This window comes from Chromobacterium haemolyticum DSM 19808, from assembly GCF_000711885.1.
Lineage (GTDB): Bacteria > Pseudomonadota > Gammaproteobacteria > Burkholderiales > Chromobacteriaceae > Chromobacterium > Chromobacterium haemolyticum.
In genome coordinates, this window is the sequence record NZ_JONK01000030.1 from 1 (window position 1) to 22,419 (window position 22,419).

The window sequence follows — 22,419 nt, forward strand, 5'->3', positions numbered from 1 at the left end:
GGGGACGCCGCGCCGGTCTTGAATTCCAGCGTCTGCACCCGGGCGAACACCGGGTTGGCCTGCTGATGCTCGGCCAGGATCTGTTTGACGATGTCCGGCACCGACAGGTCCTGGAACACCCGCGAGCTGACGCGGTGACGCAGCAGCGCGAACGGCGGTTCGATGGTGAGCTGATAACGGCTGAAACCGCCGTCCGAGCCCAGGCTTTCCACTTTGGATACCACGCCGCAGCGCAAGGACTCGGCGCCGGCGGCGTCGAGGATGCCGATGCGGGCCGGCAGGCCGAGCAGGGTCTTGAGTTCGATGGCCCCGTCCGGCGACAGACAGGTGAGCTGATAGGCGTAAGGCCGGGACACGCCTTCTTCGCCGGCCAGGCTCAGGGGCAGCAGTTGCTCGGCCGCCACGCTGCCGTCGCCCAGGCTGAGGGTGAGCAGGCGTTGGTCTTGATTGAAGGCGGAGGCGAAGCTGGCGAGCAGGGTGCTGAGGTCCATGGGACGGTCCTTCGAACTATCCAAAATCAAAACACCCCCAAACCGGCCTTATGCAAAGCCCCCCATGGCGACGGGCTTCGACCTGGTCTGCGGATGGGGGCCGTGAGGCGTAATGGGGGTGGAGATGACAAAATTTGAGCCAAAACATTTTAGATAACCGGTACTTAGCGGGCAATCCAAGAAAATTGCCATTTTCACAAAACTGGCCAAAAGGACAGGTTTAAACTCTTAATCAATCAACTAAAGCGGCTTAAACCTTGTTTGCCGACATTAATAAAGTCAAAACAAGGAAAGTTATGGCTTGGTAAGAAAAGGTAAGAGGCGTTCAAAACCACGCTAAAGACCTGAATTAAATGTGTTTTTATCATGCCGTCTCCACCCAAGGCCCAGGCCAAGCACCTGCGCGCCGCAACCACTGGAGACCACAATGAAACAAAAGCACGCCCTCCTCACCCTGGCGGCCGTCTTTGCCGCAGCGCTGCCGCTGACGTCTCAGGCCGCCGCCGTCACCCGAACCGGCACCATCAAGTTCACTGGCAAAGTCACTGCGCCCAGTTGCTCGGTAAACGGCAGTGCGGCGATGGCGATTCCCGATATCAACGTGACTCTGGACGAGATCTCCATGGAAAAGGTGCAAGCCTTGGCGAGCAAACCCAGTCATCCCAAATCGCACTCAATAACCATTACCTGCACGGGCGCTAAGAATTTGACCGTGTCCCTCAAGGCTCTAGACAGCACCAACACGCTCACAGGCCAAACCAACATCCTGAAGAACATCGCCAGCGGCTCACCGGCGGCTGGCATTGGCATCGCGCTGTATCAGACGGGAACTGACACAAGCTACAACCTTGTGTCTGGACAACTGCTGAACAAGCCCACTCCAAGTACAAGCGAAACCATAAAGTTTGATGCCGCTTACGTTAAGGACCCGGCAGTTACCGCGATGACCGCAGGCAACGTACAAGCCGACCTCCCCTTCGAACTGAGCTACGACTAAGCCCTAGTTTCTTCCACCCACAGCGGCGGGCTTCCCGCCGTTGTCTATTTTCAGGGCCCCCATCATGAAAACCCTGCTGCACGCCGCCAGCTTGGCGGCCTGGCTGGCCATGTCCCAGGCCAGCGCCGGCATCAGCCTCAACGGCACCCGCATCATTTTCGACGGCGCGCATCCGGAAGCCTCCGTCACAGTGCGCAATCACGGCGCGGACATCCTGGTGCAATCCTGGCTGGAAGCGCAGGACGGCGACAAGGCCGAACTGCCCTTCGCCATCACTCCGCCGCTGACGCGGCTGCCGGCCGGGCAGGAGCAATTGCTGCGCATCCTCTACGCCGGCGCCGGCGCGTCCGATCAACAGGAAACCGCCTTCTGGCTCAATGTGCAGGAAATCCCTCAGGCCGCCGGAAAAGGCAATGTGCTGCAATTGGCGGTGCGCCAGCGCGTCAAGGTGTTCTACCGTCCGCCGGGCCTGGACGGCCACGCGCTGCAAGCGCCGGAACGCCTGCGTTGGCGGCTGCGGCGCGAGCGCGGCAACAGCTGGCTGCAAGCGGACAACCCCAGCCGCTACCACGTGACCGTGACCGGCCTGACCCTGCTCTCCGGCGGAAAATCCAAGGAAATCAGCCGCGCCCAAATGCTGGCACCCGGCTCCGGCGGACAATGGCCGCTGCCCGCCGACACCACAAACGATGCGCGCTTGCGCTACCAGATCATCAACGACTTTGGCGCCAGCCAGGCTTTTGAAGCCCAGCTGCAAGGCGTAGCGCCCGCTCAGCCGCGCCGGCTGGAGCCCTGAGCCGACCGTTGTACCGTGAGACGATGAGAAGCAAGCCGCTGATGCCCCATGCCCGCCGCAACGCCGCGCCTTCGCTGGCCTGCGCCTGCTGGCTGCTCGCCTGCGCGCAAGCGCTGGCGGCGGACGCACCGGCCTTCAACACCCGTTTTCTGAAGCTGGACGGACAAGCGGCGGATCTCAAAGCGGTACTGAACGCGGGCAACGACATCCTGCCCGGCAGTTATCGCGTGGACATCCTGCTCAACCATCAACTGGCCGACCGCCGCGACATCCTGTTCCGCCTGGAGCCGGACGGCAAAGTGCGCCCCTGCCTGGACCCCGCGCTGCTGCGCAAGCTGGGCGTCAAACTGCCCGCGTCCCGTGCCGGCGACGAGGTCTGCGTGGATCTGCCCCGGCGCCTGGAGCATGCGCAAGTACGCTACGACTCCACCCGGCTGCAACTTGAGCTGAGCGTGCCTCAGGCCCATCTACTGCGCCGCGCCGACGGCTATGTCGACCCGGCGCTATGGGACGCCGGCGTCAACGCCGCTTACGCCAATTATCAATTGAGCAGCCAATACAGCCGTGGCCAGGACGGCCGCGCCAGCCGTCAGTTTTATCTCGGCCTGCAAAACGGGCTCAACCTGGGCGACTGGCGCCTGCGCAACGACGCCACCCTCAGTTGGAATACGGGCCAAGCCGCAGAGATACGCAGCAACCGCACCCTGCTGCAACGCGACATCACCGCCCTGCGCAGCCAACTGACGCTGGGCGAGCAATACACCGACGCCGTTTTGTTCGACAGCGTGCGCATTCGCGGCGCGCAACTGAGCCAGGACGAGGCCATGCTGCCGGACAGCGAGCGCGGCTACCGACCGGTGGTCCGCGGCCAGGCACAGAGCCAGGCCACGGTGGAAGTGCGTCAGAACGGCTATGTGCTGCACCGCGCCGACGTGCCTCCCGGCCCGTTCGAATTCACCGACATCACCCCTTCCGGCTCCAACGGCGAACTGGAAATCACAGTGACCGAAGCCGACGGTAGCCGCCGCGTCAGCCATCAAAGCTTCTCCAGCCTGCCGCTGATGCAGGCCCGAGGCCGCTGGAAATACCACGCCGCGCTGGGCCAGTACCAGGGCGGCGAAGCGGCCCGCCCCGGGCTGGCCGCCGGCGCGCTGGTTTACGGCCTCAGCGACGACAGCACGGTGGCCGCCGGCTTCCAGCTTTCGCCGCGCTTCCAGGCAGCCAACCTGGGCTTGGGCGCCAACACGCCGCTGGGAGCGCTGTCGCTGGACCTAAGCCAATCCCTCAGCCGCGCCCAAGGCCCGCGCAGCCAGGGACAAAGCCTGCGTCTGCTGTACCACAAGGCCCTGCCCAGCACCCAGACCCAGTTCACCCTGGCGGCTTACCGCTACTCCACCGCCGGCTACCGCAGCTTCAACGACCACGCGGCGGACCTGGCCCGGCGCGCCAACCAACACCGCGCTCGCGCCCGGATAGACCTCAGCGCCCAACAAACCCTGGGCCGGGATGGCCGCCGCGGCAGCCTTTATCTCAGCCTCGGCCGCCAGAACTATTGGGGCCGGCCCGGCGCCAGCCACAGCCTCAACCTGGCTTACAGCCATCGCTGGAAACAGTTTCACTACCACCTCAGCCTCAGCCGGAGCCGCGACGGCCGCGGCCAAGGCGACAAGCAGATCATGCTGGGCTTCAGCCTGCCGCTGGACACAGGGAGACGCGCCCCGCAGCTCAGCGCCCAGCTTGGCCGCAACGCGCTGCACACCAGCCTCAGCGGCCAGTTGGGCGAGGCCGACAGCTACACCGTCTCCGTGAGCCGCGACAGCCAGGGCGGCGCCAGCCTGAGCGCCAGCGGCGTCCATCAGGGCGATGTCGCGCAGCTGAGCGCCGCTTACAGCACAGCGCGCAACCATCAATCCGCCAGCCTGGGCGCCAGCGGCGCCGTCGTCGTCCACGCCGGCGGCGTCAACCTCAGCCGCGCCGTCGGCGACACCTTCGCCCTGCTGCAAGTGGACGGCGCCGCCGGCCTGGGCGGCAACGGCTACACCGTACGCGCGGACGCCCAGCCATACCGCACCAACAGCCTGAGCCTGGACAGCCGCAAGCTGGGCGCCGCGCTGGAACTGGAAGACAGCGTCAAGCAAGTGGTGCCGCGCCGCGGCGCGGTGGTGAAGGCCGTGTTCAAGGCGCGCAGCGGACGCCGCATTCAATTCAGTCTGCGTCGCCGCGACGGCAGCGCGGTGCCGTTTGGCGCCAGCGTAGAAGATGTCACCGGCCAGCCGTTAGGCATCGCGGACCCGCAAGGCCGGACGCTGCTCTTGCTCCAGCAGCCGCAAGGCCTACTGGCCGTGAAATGGAGCGACGGCGGCTGCACCGCTCGCTATAAGCTGCCGCCCGCCAAGCCTGGGCGACATTACCAGCGGCTGGAGCTGCCCTGCCTCTAAGAAGCTGTTTACGATCTGCTGCGCGTCGGCGATACGGCGTTGGAAACCGCCTCGAAATGCTCATGTACCACGCGTACATTCCGCTTTCTCAGCTGTTTTCGCCTTGTCTCGCTCTAGCTCGCAAGATCGTAAATAGGTTCTACGCGCCGCGCTTAATCAAAGAAAGGATACCCAGATGCACACTCCGCCTACCCGCCGCCCGCTGCTGACCTGCCTCGTCTTGCTATTGACGCTGGGAAGCTGCAGCCGCCCAAGCCATGCCGATTGCATTGCAAGCTCGCAAATCATCACTTTTCCTGACCCATTACTCATTCCTTACGATGCCAAGCCCGGCTACCTCATCGCCGAGGTGACGATGCAAACCAAGGTCCAATGCAACGCCCAAAAAGCGAACAAGAAACTCAGTTGGGCCGTTTATCAAGCCTCTAGCAACACCGACCACGGCAAGGCGCCGGGAGACAATGTCAGACACAGCGGCACACAGGGCATTGGTATCCGCTGGCTCAATCGAAATGACCACAGCCACAAATCGCAGACCTTTAGCGCGACAGCCTTGAACAATGACAGCACCAATCTGCGCGGAATTAAACTCAGCGGACAGATCACCATCACGGATACGATTCAGCTCATCAAAACCGGCGACATCACCTCCAATGTATTGCTGGCTCAGCGCTACCTCATGCGCTACAAGAATGACAAACGCAATCCAACCATCGACGCCGAGTTGTTCAGCTACACCTTCAATCAGCCCGCCATCAGGGTGATCGGCTGCTCGTTCCGCAACGCCAGCCAGACTGTCCGCCTGCCCGACGTCAGCACCCTCGACTTCGCCGGCACCGGCCGCGCCGGCGATAAGCAGTTCAACATCGATCTGGACTGCGCGCCCGGCACCAGCATCAGCGCCAAATTGAGCGACGCCAACGCGCGAGGGAACACCGGCACGCTGCTGAGCATTGCCGGCGGGCGAAACAACGCCCAGGGCATTGGGCTGGAGCTGCAACGCCAGGGCGAAACCGGCGCGTATGTACTGGGCACCGAGTTCACCAGCCTGGCGGCCAGGCAACAGCACGCGCTGCCCATGGTGGTGCGCTATGCCGTCAACGGCGCCGCCATCCGGCCCGGTGAGGTCAATGCCGCCGCCACCGTGGAGCTGAGCTTTGATTGAACCGCCAGTTGACGCGACAAGGCCGGGCATGCCGCCCGGCCTTGAAACGCGACGCGGCGGCTTCAGTCCTCCACGCCCCAGCGGATGCTGCCCGGTTCCGGGCATTGCCAAGAAGCCATCAGCCGCTGCCGGATCTCCGCCAGCGATTGCCGCGCCAGCAGCTGGCCATCGCGGAACACCGGCCGCAACTCGCCGCCTTCCGCCTGCTCCGCCGTCTGTTGCTGATACAGCACGTAATGATCGCCCTCACGCTCCACCCGCAGCAGGCCCTTGGCGGATTTTTTGGTGCCGTCGTCGGTTGCCGGGTCCTTGTAGATATCCACCGCCTCACCCTCCACCTCCGCGTAAATCGCCTTCAGCGCGTAGCCGAAGGTGTCCCGCGAGTTCATGCCGTAGACAAAGCTGCCGATGCCGAACACCACATTGCCGGAGGCGAAACCCTTGGCCGCCAGCCGGCGCAGGATGGCACGGGCACGCGGCAGGGTGATGGAGTCGCCATAGATCAGACCCACGTGGCTGTCCAGCAGCCGGTAGCCGGCGGCGCTGACCGTGCCGCCGTAAATCTCCCACAAGCACTCCACCGCGCCCTTGCGCTCCGCCTCCGTCACCCGCAGGCCGCCGATCAGCGCTGTGTACGCGCCGTCCGCGTCCCGCACCGGCAGGCCGTCAACGCGGACCAGCTCGTCGTCGCGGTAGCCGGTGAGGATTTTCACCGGATCGCCGGAGTCCGGGCGGAACACCACCTTGGCGTTGCCCAGCGCGTCCGGCCGCCGCGCCAGGATATCGCCCTTCAGCTCGCGGGCAATCACCGTGACCACGTTCCAGAAATCAAAGGTGTCGCTGACAATGGACACCATGCCCTGCGGATAATCCTGGCTAACGAACTCGCGCACCACTTCCCGTTCCGCCAGCCGGCGCAGCGCTCCCTCCCCCAGCCCAGCGTGGGCCGGGTCGCGGCGTAGCCGCTGCAGCGTCAACAGGATGCGCAGCGCCATCACGCTGTGTTCCGACGCCGGGATGGAGCCGCCCACCAGTTCCCGTTCTGCGTCCGCGTCGTAAAAGTCCTCCAGATAGTCCAGCGCCGGAATGGTGTCGGTGCCGGTGAAGGACAGCAGATGGCCGGCGCCGCAGCGCATGGCGTCGTGCACCCCGCTCATGCCGCGCATGGAAAAATCGTGCCCCTGCCAATTGACGAACTCCAGGGCGCTGCCGGTGAGGCGGGCGAAGTAATCCAGCAGTTTGCGGAATTCAAACGCGATGGTGGCCACTGTGGACGGCTTCCAGGATTCGCAGCTGAACAGGGTTTCAAAATAGGTGGCCACCCAGGGGAAGTCCGGATGCGTGTTGCTGAAGATCACCGGCGGCACCTTGATATCCACCCGCGCGCCTTCCGGCAGGGAGCGAATCTCCAGCGGCAGATGACCCAGCGCGTGCAGTGCTTCCAGCCGGCTTGCTGGCACCGCGCCCGCACCCAACGCCGTGTCCATGCGGCGCTGGTATTTGCGCACCGCCTTGTCCCGCGGTTGGCGGAAGAACTCCTGGTCGAACAAGTCGATCAGGTATTGCTGAATGAAGCCCTGCAGGCCGAACCACACCACCTTGTTGTCGAACAGCTCCGGCAGCACCGGCGCGTACTTGGCCGAGCGTGGGGTGAAATTGGCCACCAGCTTGGTGGTGGCCGCCGGATACATGGATGGATGGCCGGTTTTGTAGAAGTCCGCCAGATTGAACGGCTGCAGTTGGTTCAGTTCACGGGCCAGGGGGCGAATGGGGGCGTTCATGATGTATTCCCTATCTAATGTGTAAGTCAAACCAGCTGGCAGCGGGTATCCGCAGTCCAGTTATTGCGGCTGAACACCTGCTGGTAATGCGCCAGCAGCGGTTCCAGGCCATGGCTGAAAATGCCGTGGGTCACGTACAGGTGCAGCGGCGCGTCCAGCCCCTGTTCCCGCTGGCGTTCGCGCAGCGCCTTGGCCAGCTCGGTGAAGGTGCGGCCGCCGTCGCAGATATCGTCCACCACCAATAGCGGCAGCACCGGCAAGGGGCCGGTCACCTGGGTGCCGCTGATGCGGCCGCTTTGGGTATCCCGCACCTTGTCAGCCAACACCGCCTCGCAGCCCAACTCCCGCGCCAGCTTCAGCACCCGCTTGCGCGCGCCGGCATCCGGCGCCACCAGCGCCGCCGGGCCTACCCGCTCCAGCACCCGACGTAGCGCCGGCAACGGGTCCTCCACTTCCACCCGGTCCAGCAAAGCGGTCACCACATCGCTGTGCGGATCCTGGATCACCACCCTGCTGTAGCCTTGGGCGTTGATCAACTGACAAAACACTTTGGCGCTCAACGCCTCGCCGGGATTGGCTACCCGGTCCTGACGCGCATACGGCACATAAGGCAGATGCAGCGCCAGCGGCCGGCCCGGATAAGCGCGGCGCAACGCGTCGCTCAGCATCAACAAGGTCATCACCGCTTGCGCGTCGGGCAGGTGGGCATGCAGCCGCAAGGCTTCCGCCGACGCGTCCAGTTCCACCGACACCTGAACCTCCCCACCGGGAAAGACCGTGCTTTGAAAAGCCAGCTGCTGGCTGACGCCCTGCTGCGAAACCGCGAAAACCTTGAACATGATGCCGACTCCTGCGCTGTGTTGGCTTACTTAGTTGATAATTTCAACTAACATGCGCGCAGTATAAATGCACTTAGTTGAGTTTTGCAACTATATGGCGGAAAATATCGAAAAACCAAACCGGAGACTGCATATGAGCACCTCTCGCCCCGCGCCCGCCGTCAGCGTGGACATCGTCCTGCTCACCCTGGGCGCCACCGGCCTGCAAGTGGCGCTGCACCGTCGCCGACATGCCCCCTGCCAACACCAGCTGGCGCTGCCCGGCGGCTATGTGCATGTGGACGAGGACGAAAGCTGCGAAGCCACCGCCATGCGCGTGTTGCGCGACAAGACCGGGCTGGAGCCACGCTACCTGGAACAGCTGCGCACCTTCGCCGGCCCGCGACGCGATCCGCGCGGCTGGTCGGTGGCCATCGCCCACGTGGCGCTGATCCCCTTGCAGCAGCTGCGGGACGCCGGCGACGGCGTGTTCCACTTTTACGATGTGGACCAGTTGCCGGAGCTGGCCTTCGACCACGCGGAGCAGGTGCGGGAAGCGGTACAGCGGGTACGCAACAAGGCCAGCTACTCCACCCTGCCCTGCTGGCTGCTGCCGGAGCTGTTCACCCTCACCCAGCTTCAGCGCACTTACGAGCAGATCTTTGGCGAAACCGTGTCCCGCGGCACCTTCCGCTCGCGGCTGGGCATCAAGGTGGCGGACGCCAAGCCCGGCGAATACGCGGACGAGGCCGCCATACTGGAGGCCACCGAAGAATTCCTGGGCGGCAAGCAGCGCCCGGCGCGTCTGTTCCGCATCAACCGGCTCAGCCTGTTCAAGCGAGCGCGCTGGTAAGCCGGCATCAGACGCGACAACGCCGCGGCCGAAGCCGCGGCGTTGACTCGCTTCCCTGCGCGCTTAGCGCCGGCTCACGCTCTCGCGAGCCAAGACGGCCCAAGGCGGAAACCACCGCGCAAGCGAAATCCCGCGACGCGCAGCGGATCGCAAGCAGGGCCTCAGAACGACAAAGTGCCGGACAGCAGCAAGGTCCGCGGCGCGCCCAGCCCCCCGGACAAGCCGCTGCCGTCGCCGCCGCTCCACGACCCTACCCAGTAAGCTCGGTTGGCGACGTTCTGCACCGTCGCACGCAGGGTGATTTCCTTGGCCGCCACTTTGGTGGTGTAACGCGCGCCCAGGTCAAACAGGGTGTAGGACGGCAAGGACAGTTGGTTGTTGTCGCGGACAAAGCGCTCGCCCACGTACTGGGCGTTGCCGGTGGCGGTCAGGCCCGGTAGAGCGGCGATATCGTATTCCACGCCCAACTTGGCCATCACCTTGGGCACGCCGGTGGCCTGCTTGCCCAGATGGGCCGGGTCCAGCGCCTTGGTCAGCTCGGCCTTGGTGTAAGACGCGCCGCCCATCAGGCGCAGGCCGCGGCTGGCCTCGCCCCAGAAGCTCCACTCCAAACCTCGGTTGCGCTGCTCGCCGTACACGCCAAAGACATTGCTGTCCGGGCTGGTGTAAGCGCTGGGCCGGGCGATCTGGAACAGGCTCAGGTTATGGGTGAGGCCGCCCCAATCCAGCTTGGCGCCCAGTTCATACTGCTCGGTCTGATACGGCTGCAGGCTTTCGCCGGCGTTCTTGGCCGTGTCCGGCGCCACGCCGCCCTGGTTCAGACCCTGGATGTAGTTGCCGTAAACCGAGAGCTGGTCCGATAGCTTGACCAGCAAGGCAGTGGCCGGGGACCAGCGGCTTTGGTCGTAGTTGGAGGTTTGCGCGCCGGCGGCGTTGTAGTTGCTGCTCTGCACATTCTGACGCCGCGTGCCCACTGTCCACTGCACCTTGCCGTCCATGAAGGAGAGGGTGTCCACCAGGGCGATGCTGCCCAGCTTGTCCTCAACGCTCCTGCCCATATACCGGAACGTCGGCTTGGGCCCGAAGGACGGCGCATAGTAATTGGTGGTGAAGCTTGGGCCCATTCCATCACGGTAGCTGCGCTCGGAGGTGAAGCGCGTGGCCGCCAGCGACCACTTATGCTGAATCTTGCCGGTGTCGAAATGACCGCGCACGCCGGCCTCGCCAGATTTCTGCGTGCCCTCGTTCACTAGGCGGTACACGCCCCCGCTGAGGTCGCCGGCGTTGTTGAGCAGGGTGGCGCGCGTGATCGTGGCGTCGAAGTCCGCCTTGCGATGGCCATAAGCGCCGTATAGGGTCAGCGCGTCGCTCAGCTCGTACTCCCCGCGCAGCACGGCCACCTGGGTGGTGTTGGTATTGGTGGCCCAATCCGGCGCAAACTGGTAATCGCCCTTCTTGGGCGTGGGCACTTGGGTCACTCCCGGGGCGATGGAGAAGATGCCGAAGTAGTTGATGCCGTCCATCTTCTCGCGCTGGCGGTAGAGGTCCAGCGAGACGCGGGCACGCTCTCCGCGCCAGTCCAGGCCCAGCGAGGCCAGGTTCATGCCCTGTTTCTGCTTGTCCACCGCGGTGTCGCCGTTGCGGTAAACACCGTTGAAGCGCACGCCCCATTGCTGCTTGTCGCCAAAGCGCCGGCCCACATCCACGTGCACGCCGGGCATATTGTCGGATTCATAAGTCGCGGTGATGGAAGTCAGCGGCGTGTTGCCCGCGCGCTTGGGCACGATGTTGACGCTGCCGCCCAGGCTCCCTTCAGGCGGCATGCCGTTGAGCAGGGTGGACGGCCCCTTGAGCACTTCCACCCGCGCCGCCATTTCGGTGGAGCCGCGCAGATTGGGCGCCATGCCGATCAGGCCGTTGAAGGTGATGTCGTTGGCGGAGGTGGGGAAGCCGCGGATATTGAATTTCTCGAGGATGGTGCCCTTGCTGGCCACGTGGACCGAGGGATCGGCGGCGCCGATCAGCGCGCCTATCTCGCGCGCTTGCTGATTGGCCACATAGTCCTCGGTGTAGCTGATGGTGCTGAACGGCGTGTCCATCACGTCCAGATTGCCCAGTACGCCCACTCGGCTATCGGTGGCCAATTGGCCGCCGGCGTAGACGCGGCGGCCTTGCACCACCACCGGCTCCAGCCGTTCCGGCGCGCCGTTGCCGGCTTGGGCCTTGGCCGGCGCGGCGTCCGTGCCTTGCGCCAGCGCCGCCGGCACCACGGCCATGCCGCCAAAGCCCACCAACAGGGCCAGGCGGGTGGCGGAGAGAAGTTTATTCAGCGGGAAGGCGGATTGCGGCGCGAGTCGGCGTGTAGTTGATATGGGGGAAGCCGACCGTTTCTGACTCAACATCCAAGTTCCTTTCTACGTGAGGAGATTGTTTCACTTCACTATGTATTCCGAAGCAAAGTGAGAAACCCTCAAATAGAAATGAAAATCATTTTTGATAGCACATCGTCAAGCCGCCCGCGCCGCGTCCGGTTTAGAGCCGCTAACAAAACCGCGCAGCGTACCTGAGCCAAGGCGCGCCGACGCAGAAAACGAAGTTTCTGCGAAGCTACAGTACAAGTCGTACGACAAGGAGGCGCAACGCAGGATCAGGGGTTTTGTTAGCGGGTCTTAACTACGGTAGCCCTTGATCACCTCATCCCCAATCCGGTTCAGGCAGCTCAGGCTGGCCGTGCACAGATACCAGGTTTCGGCGTCGGCAAAGATCACCTTGCCCTTGCGCCAGGCCTTGGTTTGCCGCAACAGCGGGTTGTCCAGGGTTTTCAGATTCAAGGCCGGACGCCGCTCCATTACCGCGGTGCGGTCTATCACGTAAAGGATGTCCGGGTCCGCCTGCTGGATGAATTCATTGGAGATGGGCTGGCCGTGCAAGCCGCTGCTGGTTTCGTTGCTGGCCGGCGTCACCCCCAGGGTGTCGAAGATGTAACCGTAGCGCGAACGCACGCCGTAGGAGGTAAAGGCCCCGTTGTTGTGCAGCACAATCAACGCCTTTTCCGGACGGCCGGCGGTCACCTCGCGCACCTGCTTGATCTTGGCGTCGATCTCGCCGGCTTTCTCGCGCGCCAGCGCCTCCTTGCCCAAAATCCGGCCCAGGGTCAGCAAATGCTCCTTGGCCGTGTCCAGGGTATGGCCGGGGCGGTTATTGAGGTCGATGTCGTAATGCAGCGTCGGCGCGATGCGGCTCAGCTCCGGGTAGCTTTGCGCCTGCAGCGGGGAGATCAGGATCAGGTCCGGCTTGAGGGCGTGCAGCCGCTCCAGATTGGGCTGGATGGTGGTGCCCACGTCCATCACCTTGGGGTCCTGCTCGTACTTCTTCAGGAAGCCTGCCACGTAATCTTTGGAGATGCCCGCCACCGGCGCGCCCAGCTGATCCAGCGCGTCCAGCTCGCTCATGTCGAAGGCCACCACCCGCTCCGGCCGCTTGTTGATCTGCGTGGTGCCCAGTTCGTGCTTGACGGTGACCGGGGCGTAAGCGGCCTGGGCCGTCGGCGCGGCGGCGGTTTCGGATGTCGCCTGACGGGCGTCGCAGCCCAGCAGGCCGCCGGCCACGGCCAGCGCCAGCAGGGCCGCGCGCGCGCGCGGCTTCTTATCGTTGCTCATACGGGTTCTCCAGTGGGGGTAGGGTTGAAGTAATTACAGACGAAGCCGCGCTCGCTGGGCAGGATGTCCACGGCCAGGCCGTAGAGGTCGCGCAGCCGCGCCTGGGTGACCACCTCCGCCACCGGGCCGCTGCCGTGCACCGCGCCCGCCTTCATGGCGACGATGTGGTCCGAGTAATTGGCCGCGAAGTTGATGTCGTGCACCACCAGGATCACGGTGCGGCCTTGTTCCTCGCTCAGCCGGCGTATGGCCTGCATGATGTGCACCGCGTGCTTCATGTCCAGGTTGTTGAGCGGCTCGTCCAGCAGCAGATAATCGGACTGCTGGGCGATGCACATCGCCAAAAAAGCCATCTGCCGCTGGCCGCCGCTAAGCTCGTCCAGATAACGGACGCGCAGCGGTTCCAGCTCCAGGAAGGCCAGCGCCTCGTCCACCGCGCGGCGGTCGTCCCGGCTCAGCAGGCCCTGGCTGTAGGGAAAGCGGCCGAAGCCCACCAGCTCCTCCACCGTCAGGCGCAGGCCGATATTGGGGTGCTGACGCAGCGTGGCCACGCGCTTGGCGTAACTGCGCAGCGGGATCCGCTCTATCTCCTCCCCGTCCATCAGGATGCGTCCGGCGCTGGGCTTCAACAGCCGGGCGATGGACATCAGCAGCGTGCTCTTGCCGGCCCCGTTGGGGCCGATCAGCGAGGTGACTTGCCGGGAGGGAAAACTGAGATTGACGTCGCGCAGCACCTGTTTGTCGCCATAGGCCTTGTAGACGCGCTCAAGCGTGATCATGCATGTCCTCTGCTACGCACCATCAGCGCCAGGAAATAGGCGCCGCACACCAGGTTGACCAGGATGCTGACGGTGGTTTTGTAATTGAACAGCTGCTCCACCAGCAGTTGGGCAGCAATAAAAATGGCGATGGCGATGGCGCAGGCCATGGGCAGCGTGACCCGGTGCCGGAAAGTCCGCGCCAGCGCGTAAGTGATGTTGGCCACGAAGACGCCCATGAAGGCGGTGGGCCCCACCAGGCTGGTGGACACCGCCGCCAGCACCACAATCAGCGCCAGCTGCATGCGCACATTGCCGGGGTAATCCACGCCCAGGGAGATCGCCTGCTCGCGCCCCAGCAGCAGCACGTCCAGCACCGCCAGCCGCCGGCTCACCAGCCAGGCCGCGGCCGCGGTCAGCAGCGCGGCGAACAGCAACGCCCCTGGCTGAACCCGGTTGAAGGAGGCGTAGCTGAAGCCCTGCAGAATGGCGAACTCGCCCGGGCTGGTCTTGAGCTGGATGAACTGGGTAAAGGTGCCCAGCACCATGGTCAGCACCAGGCCGGTCAGCAGCAGCAGATAGAGATCATTGCGCTCCTTGCGGAACAGCGCGCGGTGTATGGCCCAGGAATAAGCCAGCATCACCGCGATGGACAGCAGCGCGTTGCCGTGGCGGCCCAGCAGCGCCAGGCTGTGCGCGCCCAGCGCCATCACCAGCAGGGACTGCAGCAGCAGGTAGATCGCCTCGTAGCCCATGATGGCCGGGGTGAGGATGCGGTTGCCGGTCAGCGTCTGAAAGGTGAGCGCGGACACGGCGATGCAGACCCCGGCCACCACCATCGCCGCCAGGCGGATCAGCCGGTTGGGAATCACGTAATCAAAATCCAGGCCGGAGCCCAGCAGCAGGAACACGAGCGCCAGCGCCGCCGCCAGCGCCCAGACGCCGCGGCGGATCAGGGCGTCCCTCATTTGTGCTTCCATAGAATCATCATCAGGAACAGGACGCCGCCCACGCTGCCCGCGGTCAGGCCGATGGGCACTTCAAACGGGTAGATCAGCAGGCGGCCCATGATGTCGCAAACCAACATCAACAAGGCGCCGCAAGCGGCGACGATGGGCAGCGTGCGCTGCAGGTTCTCGCCCCAGCGCAGCGCCACCAGATTGGGAATGACCAGGCCGACAAAGGGAATCGCGCCCACGGTGATAACGGTGGCGGCCACCGTCACCGCCACCAGCACCAGGCCTAGCGCCGCGGTGGCCGCGTAGCTCAGGCCCAGGCTGGCGGCCATCTCCTCGCCCATGCCCAGCACGGTGAAGCGGTGGGCGTAGCAATAAGCCAGCGCGACGATGGGCAGGATCAGGTAGACGATCTCGTAATTGCCTTCGACGATCTTGGAAAAATCGCCCAGCAGCCAGCCCTGCATGCTTTGCAGGATGTTGTGGCGGTAGGCGTAGAACTCGGCCACGGCGCTGAGCACGCTGCCGTACATCAGCCCTATCACCGGCACCAGCACGGTGTTCTTGAACTGGATGCGGCGGATGATGGCGATGAAGACCAGGCTGGACGCAAAACAGAAAGCCAGCGCAAACAGCATCCGTCCCAGGTTGTCGGCCTCCGGGACCAGGCTCAGCCCCACCAGAATGCCCAGCTTGGCCGCGTCCAGCCCGCCTGAGGTGGCCGGCTCCACAAAACGGTTGCGCACGATCTGCTGCAAAATCACCCCGCACACCGACAGCCCCACCCCCACCAGCAGCAGCGCCGCCAAGCGCGGCAACCGGCTGGCGGTGAGGGTCAGCCAACTGTCGTCGGACAGGGCCAGCGGCCCGGTCCAGGCCATCTGCTTGGCCCCCACCATCAAAGACAGGCCGCTGCAAGCCAAGAGCAGCAGCGGCAAGGCAAGTCGTTTCAAGACACGGCCTCTGCGACGGGCGCCGCGGTGATGCGCCAGCCCTTGGCGCTTCTGCGCTGCTCCAGGAAATGAGCGTAGAGGCCGGAGCGCGCGCTCAGCTCGGCATGGCTGCCTTGCTCGCGCACCTTGCCGTCCTCCAACACCACGATCTGGTCCGCCATCTCCACCGTGGACAGCTGGTGGGCGATGACGATCAGAGTGCGTTTGCCGCGCAGCCGCGCCAGCGCCTGGGCGATGGCGGCCTGGTTTTCGGTGTCCAGCGCCGCCGTGGCTTCATCCACCAGCAGGATGGGCGCGTCCTTGATCAGCGCGCGCGCAATGGAGATGCGCTGGCGCTCGCCGCCGGACAAGCGCGCGCCGCCCTCGCCCACCGGGGTATCCAGGCCCTGCGGGAGCCGCTCGATGATTTCCTCCACCCCGGCCAGCCGGGCCGCCGCCAACACTTCGGCGTCGCTGGCGTCCGGCTTGCCGATGCGGATGTTGTCGCCAATGCTGCCCTGGAACAGATAGGCGTCCTGGAAGATCTGGCTGATCTGGCCGGCCAGCCGTTCGCTGGACAGATCGCGGACATCCACGCCGCCCACTTTCACCTCGCCTTGGTCCACGTCGAAGAAACGGGCGATCAAGCGCAGCAAAGTGGTTTTGCCGGAGCCGGACGCGCCCACCAGCGCGGTCATGCTGCCCGGCGCTATGCGCAGGTTGAGCCCGTTCAGCACCGGCGCCTGTTCCGGCCCGTAGCGGAAGCTCACCCGGTTCAGCTCCACCGAGGCGTCCGCCGGCGCGCCGGAACGGGCCGGTTCCGCCATGGGCGCCACCTCAAACAGCTTGGCCACCGCCTGCAACTGGCCGCGCGCGCCGCGCAATACCTCGCTGTAGCCGGCCACGTCCAGCAGCGGGTCGATGAAGCGGCTCATCAGCATCAGCGCCACCAGCGCCGGAATCACCGTGGCCGGGGTCAGGCCCAGGCCGGCGTGGTCGCCCAGCCACAAGGCGGCCACCAGCAACAGCGCGGCGAAGCTGGCCTGCACCGCCCACACATTGAGCACCGAGGACAGCGCCGACAACCGGATCAAATGCCGGCCGGATTGCTGCTGCTGGGCGATGGCCTGCTCCAGAAAACGCGTGCCGCCGCTTTCGCCGTTAAAGGCGCGCAGCACCGATTGGGCCTGCGCGAACTCCACCATGCGCTGGCTGCTCTGAGCCGTGCTTTGCTGATAAGCCTGGTCAGCGCGCTGGCTCAGCCGCGCGGTCAGCCCAAACACCAGCAGCAGGCAAGGCAGGCTGGCCAGCCCCACCCAGCCCATCAACGGATTGACGGCGAACAGCGCGCCCAGCACCACCACCGGCGTCACCACGCCGACAAACAGCGGGGTGAATACATGGGCCGGCAGCTGGGCCATTTCCATCATGCCCTGAGTGGCGATGTGGTTGAGCCGGGCGGTGTTGCTCGCGCTGAACCAACCCACCGGCAGGCTGCCAACATGCTCGGCCAGCCGGTGGCGCCCGCCTTGCAGCACGGCGATGCCAACAGCGATGCCGGCTTTTTCCACCTTGCGCCGCAGGCCCCAGCACAGCGCCACGCCCAGCGCCTGCGCTGCCAGCCACATGCCGGCCGCGCGCGCCTCGCCGGCCAGCAAATGGCTAAGCACCGGCGCCAGCAGCACAATGGTCACGCCGCACAGCAGGCTGTAAATCAAGGCCAGCCACGCGTAGCGGCGCAATTTGGCCGCATCGTCCCCCAGCAGCCGAATAAAAGTTTTCAACATTGCGGCACCCATCCTTCCTGTTCTACTTCCTCGGTCTTGCCGTAATGGCCCTGCGCCCACAACCGCGCGTAGCAGCCGCCCTGCGCCAGCAGCTCTTGATGGCGGCCGCGCTCAATCAGCCGGCCCTTGTCCACCACCAGGATCTGGTCCGCCTGCATCACCGTATCCAGCCGGTGGGCGATCACCACCAGGGTGCGGCCGCGAGCGAAGGCGGACAGCGCCTGCTGCAGCTTCACCTCGTTTTCCGCGTCGGCCGCCGCTGTTGCCTCGTCCAGCACCAGCACCGGCGGGTCCAGCAACACCGCGCGGGCAATGCTCAGCCGCTGGGCCTCGCCGCCGGAGAACTGCACGTCCTCGCCAATCACCGAGTCATAGCCGCGCGGCAGGCTGAGAATGCGTTCGTGGATATTGGCGGTGCGCGCGGCCTCTTCGATCTCCGCCTGGCTGGCCGAGGGCCGGCCCAGCGCGATGTTGTCGCGCACGCTGGCGTGGATCAGGCGCACGTCCTGCAGGACGAAGCCGATGCGCCGGTACAACTCCGCGCTGTCCAACTGCCGCAAATCCACGCCGCCCAGGGTGATGCGCCCGGCGCTGGGGTCGAAGAAGCGCAGCAGCAGCCGCGCCAGCGTGGACTTGCCGGCGCCGGAGGGGCCGACGATGGCCGTCACCGTGCCGGGAGCCAGCGTGAAATCGATGCCGGACAACACCGGCTCTTGCTCGGAATAACCGTAACTCAGCCCTTCCACGCGGATTTCGGCGTCGGCCGGCCGCGCCTTGCCGGCGGCGGTTTCCAGCACCGGGGTCTGCAGCAGCGCGTGCACGCGCTGGGCCGCGCCGGTAGCGTGGTTAAGGTCATGGGTGATGTAGCTCAGCATCAAGAGCGGCGAGCTCAGCCCCGGCGCCACCAGGGCGAAGGGCAAGACGTCCACCGGGGCGATCCAGCCCAGGCCCACCATCAGCGCGCCAAAAGCCAGCACCACGCCCAGCACCGACACCGGCGCGATGATGGCGTTGGCGTTGGCCATTGCGCTGACCAGCGGCCGGGTGAAATCCGTGAAAGCGCTGGCGAAGGCGTCTATCGCCGCGCGGTAGCTGCCGTGCGCCTTGTGCTGCGCGCCAAAAGCCTTCACCACCGGAATGCCGTTGACGAACTCCACCACCGCGTTGTTGATGCGCGCCATGCCCGCGCCAAAGCTCTCCATATTGGCCGCGCTGGCCTTGTGCGCCCGCGCGAAAAACAGGAAGAACAGCGGGAAGGGCAGCAGCGAGGCGATGGCCATGCGCCAATCCATCGCAAACATGTAGACGATTGACGCCAGCACCGCGCCCACGCTGCGCCCCAGCGTAGTGTAGAAATGGGCGGTCAGGCTGTGCAGGATGCCGATATCGTCGTGCATCGCCTGCTTGACCTCGCCCGAGGCGCGGCTGGTGAACCAGCCCAGCGGCACCTTGGCCAGCCGGCGGGTAATGGCCAGGCGCAGCAGGCCGGTGATGCGGTTGTCCGCCAGGTGGGCCACCACATCGCCGGCCAGGATCAGCGTCATGCCGGCAAACAGGCAGAGCAGGCTCAGGCCCACCACCCGCCACAAGTCATCGCCGCCCAGTGCGGCCGCGCCCTGGCCCAGCGCCAGCTGCGCGATATGGGCGACGCCGGCCAGCGGCGCCAGGCTCAGCATGGCGCCCAGCCCCGCCAGCAGGCCGGCGGCGATCAGCCGGCCGCGTATCGGCGCCAACACGCGGGCGATAGGCCCGGCGGCGGCCTCTCCCAAAACCTCTTCCTCAACACTCATGACAACTCCTCTACAACACGGATTAATGGTTGTTGCTTGCACGCGCCCGGCCCCAGGCCGGCCTCCACGCTGCGCCGGCAGGCTTGCAGGCCCAGCGCAACGTACTTCTCCACCGAAGACACCGACACCTGAAGCTCCGCGGCGATATCGCCGTAGCTCATGCCGTTGAGCCGGGACAGCAGCAGCGCCTGGCGCACCTTGAACGACTTGCCCATCAGCGCCAGGTCCACCCCCTTGATCTCCTCCTTCACCAGCGCGCGCGCCTCTTCCGACTGCGCGCGCGGCTCCGGCTGCTGGGCCTGGCTTTCCAGATAGCTGGCCTCCAAGCGGCGGCGGCGCAGCAAATCAATCACCTTGCCTTTGGCGATCTGCGCCAAGTGGCAACGGGATTCATCCGCCGGCGGAATCCGCCCTTTCTGAATGAGGTGCAGGTAAATGTCGTGAGCCAGATCCGTCGCATCGTTTGGATTGCCCAACTTGCGCTGCAGCAAACCGCACAGCCAGCCGTGGTGATCCAGGTACAAGCTCTGCAATTGCGACTGAAAAGTGATCGGGCCATTGTCCACGCCCCTCTCCTTTTCACTTGAATTTGCAAATGATAATCATTTTTATTATTATCATCGACATTGTCAATACGTCATACCCAACGCAAACACACAATGTCTTTTGCATTAATTATGCCGAAAAGCCAGTTTACGGCCGCCGGGCATGACGTATAAGCGCCCTCTCAGCCCGATGGGGCCATGACTGAAACGGCCGGAATCCCGTCGCCGTCCATGCCGTAAACATCTCATCGCAAGAACCAGCCGCACCCATTCCCAGGGCCGTCATCTCCCGACGACGCCCTAGAGAACAGGCGACCACCAAGCAACTCCAGTCGCCGCCCGCAACGATTATTGGCCGTTGAATTCCAGAAGGAGACTACCCTTGTCGCACCCCCACCCCGACATCCCGTCGCAGCGCCTGTCCCTGAGCCTTCACGAAGAACAATGCTGGCTATTGCAGCAGCAACACCCGGAACGCCTGAGCCGCCACATCGACGCCTGGCGGCTGGACCCGCAGACGGACCTCTCCCTGCTCACCCTGGCGCTGCAACAGCTGATCCAGGCCCGGCCGGAGCTGAACACCCGTTACGAGTTCAGCGACGACGGCGATCTGTGCAAATCCCACGTGGACGGCTGGCACCCTTGCATCGCCTTCCCCCGTATGAAGGAAGCCGAACTGGCCGACCGCCTGCAGGCGCTGCGCGCGGCGCCTTGGGACGCGGCAACGCAGCCGCCGTTTCAGGCCCTGATCATCCATACCGAGCACAGCGCCGTGCTGGCTTTGAGCCTGCACCCCATCCTGGACCCCGCCCAGCCGTTCAACGCCTTGGCGGACGCGCTGACCCAGGGTTATCAGCAACTGGAGCCCACGCGCCGGCCGCTGACCCTGACGCCGCTAGAGGCCGGCGAAGCCGCTGACCGCCCGCCGGCGGCCGGCCAGCCCGCAGCCGATGGCGTGGACGCGGTCGCCGCCGTCATCCTGGGCGAACTGCGCGCCGTGCTAGCCGAACCCGGCATGAAGCCGGACGACAACTTCTTCGATTTCGGCGGCCATTCCCTGCTGGCCACCCGCATCATCGGCACCCTGCAAAGCAAGCACGGCATTCAGATCCGCTTCAACGACTTCTTTGAAGCGCCCACCGCCGCCGCGCTGGCCGCCCGCGCCACCGTCAGCGAACAACGCCGCCAGGCCGCGCCGTCCGGCGAAGTCCGCCAAGCCCCGCTGGCGCTGGCGCAGGCCTCGCTGTGGCGCGCCTACGCCGCCTACGACTTCGGCACCATCTTCAACCTGCCTTTCGCGCTGGATTTCCTGGACCCGGTGGATGAAAACCTGTTCCGCCTGGCCTTCACGGACTTGCTGGAACGCCATGCCAGCCTGCGCACCACCTTCCATGAAGAAGACGGCGCCGCGCTCCAGCGCATCGTGCCGCTGACGGAAATCGGCGGGTACAAGTGGTTCTGGAGCAGCGCGGAGAGCGAAGGGCTGACGCTGGCCGACGAAGCCGCCCACCGCTTCGACCTGGGCCGCGAACTGCCGCTGCGGATACGCTTCCTGCGCCACCCGGCCACCGGCCGCCAAACCTTGTCCTTCCTGGTGCACCACATGGCAATCGACGAATGGTCGCTGAATGTGATGATGGACGAGCTGGCGCTGGCCTATCGCGCCCGCGCCGCCGGGCAGGCGCCGCGATGGACCGCCCCGGCGCCCTCCTTCCACGCCTTCGCGCTGGAACAACAGAGCCAAGGCGTCAACCCGCGCCACATGGACTACTGGACCTCGATGTTGCGCGGCGCCACGCCGGGCCTGCGCCTGCCGGACCCGGCCGCGTCGGCCGCCGCGCCCAACCAGCCCGCCGGCTTCAAAGCCAAATGGCTGGAGTTCAAGCCCGAGCCGGGCGCGCTGGAAGCCATCACCGCTTTCGCCAAGCGTCACGATTCCTCGCTGTTCAGCGTGGTCTACACCGCCATTGCGCTGGCCCTGCATAAGCTGGGCGATCTACCGGAAATCGTGATCGGCACCTCGTCCTCCGGCCGCACCGACGCGGCGTATTTCGACACCGTCGGCTACTTCACCACCATGGTGGCGCACCGGGTGCGCTTCGACCGCAGGCAGTCGCTGGGCAGCCTGCTCAAGGACGTGACCCTGACCATCAACGACTCCATGGCCTACGCCGACATTCCGCTGGAACTGGTGCAAAACGCGCTGGGCATGACGCCGGCGGACGGCCTGCTGTTCGACGTCTACATCCAGGTCCACGCCAACAACGCACTCAACGGCGCGCTGCCGGCCCCGGACGGCGGCGAGATCCGCTACCGCCAGATCGACCCGGACAAGAGCGAATCCATGTTCGGCCTGCAGTTCGAGATCATGGAAGACGCGCACGACGGCTCGCTGCGCCTGGTCATCACCTACCGCGCGGAGCGCTACTCCGCCGCCCAGCTCGAGGCCATCTGCGCCACGCTGCACCGCTTGTTCGCGCTCTTGAGCGCGGGCGACGCCAGCGAGCGGAGGCTAGAAGAGCTGCTGGGCTAAGGCCTGTTCCATGTCCGCTGCGCGCCGGTGATAAGGCGCGCAAGATCTGACGCCCCCGCCCTCAAACGAGAGCGGGGGCGTCAATTCCATTCGGCTTCAGAACCCGTTTTCGATCTTTCT

17 protein-coding genes are annotated in these 22,419 nt (G+C 65.1%); 6 read left to right on the forward strand and 11 right to left on the reverse strand.

Annotated features, from left to right (window positions below; translation table 11 throughout):
- Window positions 1-491 (reverse strand): contractile injection system protein, VgrG/Pvc8 family (locus BR71_RS15945; RefSeq protein WP_043639709.1); only part of this gene is annotated, 491 nt, incomplete at its 3' end.
- A 427-nt stretch (window positions 492-918) separates the two neighbouring features.
- Here BR71_RS15945 and BR71_RS15950 point away from each other — a divergent pair.
- The 4 genes from BR71_RS15950 (at window position 919) to BR71_RS15965 (ending at window position 5,887) form a co-directional block, all read left to right on the forward strand.
- On the forward strand, window positions 919-1,488 hold the full coding sequence (locus BR71_RS15950; protein WP_043639712.1) for a fimbrial protein: 570 nt from the start codon (window positions 919-921) through the stop codon (window positions 1,486-1,488).
- Between the two features lie 64 nt (window positions 1,489-1,552).
- A complete protein-coding gene (locus tag BR71_RS15955; protein ID WP_043639715.1) occupies window positions 1,553-2,284 on the forward strand; it encodes a fimbrial biogenesis chaperone in 732 nt (243 codons plus the stop codon).
- A gap of 41 nt (window positions 2,285-2,325) precedes the next feature.
- Entirely contained in the window at window positions 2,326-4,722 is a 2,397-nt protein-coding gene (locus BR71_RS15960) for a fimbria/pilus outer membrane usher protein (protein WP_043639718.1), read from the forward strand.
- Window positions 4,723-4,942: 220 nt separating this feature from the next.
- Window positions 4,943-5,887 carry a fimbrial protein gene (locus BR71_RS15965; protein ID WP_162179227.1) on the forward strand — a complete coding sequence of 315 codons (945 nt, stop codon included), beginning with the start codon at window positions 4,943-4,945 and terminating at the stop codon, window positions 5,885-5,887.
- 62 nt (window positions 5,888-5,949) lie between these two features.
- Here the strand turns inward: BR71_RS15965 and BR71_RS15970 are convergent, their stop codons facing one another.
- Window positions 5,950-7,668: a nicotinate phosphoribosyltransferase gene (locus BR71_RS15970; protein ID WP_052370688.1), complete on the reverse strand. Its 1,719-nt coding sequence runs from the start codon at window positions 7,666-7,668 to the stop codon at window positions 5,950-5,952.
- A gap of 26 nt (window positions 7,669-7,694) precedes the next feature.
- Window positions 7,695-8,507: a ribose-phosphate diphosphokinase gene (gene prs, locus BR71_RS25015; protein ID WP_043639725.1), complete on the reverse strand. Its 813-nt coding sequence runs from the start codon at window positions 8,505-8,507 to the stop codon at window positions 7,695-7,697.
- 133 nt (window positions 8,508-8,640) lie between these two features.
- Between prs and BR71_RS15980 the strand changes: the two genes are divergently transcribed.
- A complete protein-coding gene (locus BR71_RS15980) occupies window positions 8,641-9,339 on the forward strand; it encodes an NUDIX hydrolase (protein ID WP_043639728.1) in 699 nt (232 codons plus the stop codon).
- A 161-nt stretch (window positions 9,340-9,500) separates the two neighbouring features.
- Here the strand turns inward: BR71_RS15980 and BR71_RS15985 are convergent, their stop codons facing one another.
- The 8 genes from BR71_RS15985 to BR71_RS16020 form a co-directional block, all read right to left on the reverse strand.
- Window positions 9,501-11,741, reverse strand: a complete 2,241-nt coding sequence (locus BR71_RS15985) for a TonB-dependent receptor (protein ID WP_081862705.1) — start codon at window positions 11,739-11,741, stop codon at window positions 9,501-9,503.
- Window positions 11,742-12,008: 267 nt separating this feature from the next.
- Complete coding sequence (locus tag BR71_RS15990) at window positions 12,009-12,998, reverse strand: siderophore ABC transporter substrate-binding protein (RefSeq protein ID WP_043639731.1); 990 nt, start codon at window positions 12,996-12,998, stop codon at window positions 12,009-12,011.
- Window positions 12,995-13,777 carry an iron ABC transporter ATP-binding protein gene (locus BR71_RS15995; RefSeq protein WP_043639733.1) on the reverse strand — a complete coding sequence of 261 codons (783 nt, stop codon included), beginning with the start codon at window positions 13,775-13,777 and terminating at the stop codon, window positions 12,995-12,997. Before BR71_RS15995 ends, BR71_RS15990 begins: the two co-directional genes overlap by 4 nt.
- Window positions 13,774-14,724, reverse strand: coding sequence for an iron chelate uptake ABC transporter family permease subunit (locus BR71_RS16000; RefSeq protein ID WP_043639737.1), 951 nt, complete (start codon window positions 14,722-14,724; stop codon window positions 13,774-13,776). Before BR71_RS16000 ends, BR71_RS15995 begins: the two co-directional genes overlap by 4 nt.
- Window positions 14,721-15,665 carry an ABC transporter permease gene (locus BR71_RS16005; RefSeq protein ID WP_043639740.1) on the reverse strand — a complete coding sequence of 315 codons (945 nt, stop codon included), beginning with the start codon at window positions 15,663-15,665 and terminating at the stop codon, window positions 14,721-14,723. Before BR71_RS16005 ends, BR71_RS16000 begins: the two co-directional genes overlap by 4 nt.
- Window positions 15,662-17,431, reverse strand: coding sequence for an ABC transporter ATP-binding protein (locus BR71_RS16010; RefSeq protein WP_043639743.1), 1,770 nt, complete (start codon window positions 17,429-17,431; stop codon window positions 15,662-15,664). Before BR71_RS16010 ends, BR71_RS16005 begins: the two co-directional genes overlap by 4 nt.
- Window positions 17,425-19,221, reverse strand: coding sequence for an ABC transporter ATP-binding protein (locus BR71_RS16015; RefSeq protein WP_043639746.1), 1,797 nt, complete (start codon window positions 19,219-19,221; stop codon window positions 17,425-17,427). Before BR71_RS16015 ends, BR71_RS16010 begins: the two co-directional genes overlap by 7 nt.
- The gene (locus BR71_RS16020; protein WP_052370690.1) at window positions 19,218-19,787 is read right to left on the reverse strand and encodes a sigma-70 family RNA polymerase sigma factor; all 570 of its coding nucleotides are present in this window, start codon (window positions 19,785-19,787) and stop codon (window positions 19,218-19,220) included. Before BR71_RS16020 ends, BR71_RS16015 begins: the two co-directional genes overlap by 4 nt.
- A gap of 361 nt (window positions 19,788-20,148) precedes the next feature.
- Here BR71_RS16020 and BR71_RS16025 point away from each other — a divergent pair, with 361 nt between their 5' ends.
- Window positions 20,149-22,299 carry a condensation domain-containing protein gene (locus BR71_RS16025; protein WP_043639747.1) on the forward strand — a complete coding sequence of 717 codons (2,151 nt, stop codon included), beginning with the start codon at window positions 20,149-20,151 and terminating at the stop codon, window positions 22,297-22,299.
- Window positions 22,300-22,419: the final 120 nt, after the last annotated feature.

What these genes read in the sequence shown, in the direction of transcription:
- BR71_RS15950 (WP_043639712.1), top strand. Translation starts at nt 919, where the DNA reads ATGAAACAAAAGCACGCCCTCCTCACCCTGGCGGCCGTCTTTGCCGCA.
- BR71_RS15955 (WP_043639715.1), top strand. Translation starts at nt 1,553, where the DNA reads ATGAAAACCCTGCTGCACGCCGCCAGCTTGGCGGCCTGGCTGGCCATG.
- BR71_RS15960 (WP_043639718.1), top strand. Translation starts at nt 2,326, where the DNA reads ATGCCCCATGCCCGCCGCAACGCCGCGCCTTCGCTGGCCTGCGCCTGC.
- BR71_RS15970 (WP_052370688.1), bottom strand. Translation starts at nt 7,668, where the DNA reads ATGAACGCCCCCATTCGCCCCCTGGCCCGTGAACTGAACCAACTGCAG.
- prs (WP_043639725.1), bottom strand. Translation starts at nt 8,507, where the DNA reads ATGTTCAAGGTTTTCGCGGTTTCGCAGCAGGGCGTCAGCCAGCAGCTG.
- BR71_RS15980 (WP_043639728.1), top strand. Translation starts at nt 8,641, where the DNA reads ATGAGCACCTCTCGCCCCGCGCCCGCCGTCAGCGTGGACATCGTCCTG.
- BR71_RS15985 (WP_081862705.1), bottom strand. Translation starts at nt 11,741, where the DNA reads ATGTTGAGTCAGAAACGGTCGGCTTCCCCCATATCAACTACACGCCGA.
- BR71_RS15990 (WP_043639731.1), bottom strand. Translation starts at nt 12,998, where the DNA reads ATGAGCAACGATAAGAAGCCGCGCGCGCGCGCGGCCCTGCTGGCGCTG.
- BR71_RS15995 (WP_043639733.1), bottom strand. Translation starts at nt 13,777, where the DNA reads ATGATCACGCTTGAGCGCGTCTACAAGGCCTATGGCGACAAACAGGTG.
- BR71_RS16000 (WP_043639737.1), bottom strand. Translation starts at nt 14,724, where the DNA reads ATGAGGGACGCCCTGATCCGCCGCGGCGTCTGGGCGCTGGCGGCGGCG.
- BR71_RS16010 (WP_043639743.1), bottom strand. Translation starts at nt 17,431, where the DNA reads ATGTTGAAAACTTTTATTCGGCTGCTGGGGGACGATGCGGCCAAATTG.
- BR71_RS16015 (WP_043639746.1), bottom strand. Translation starts at nt 19,221, where the DNA reads ATGAGTGTTGAGGAAGAGGTTTTGGGAGAGGCCGCCGCCGGGCCTATC.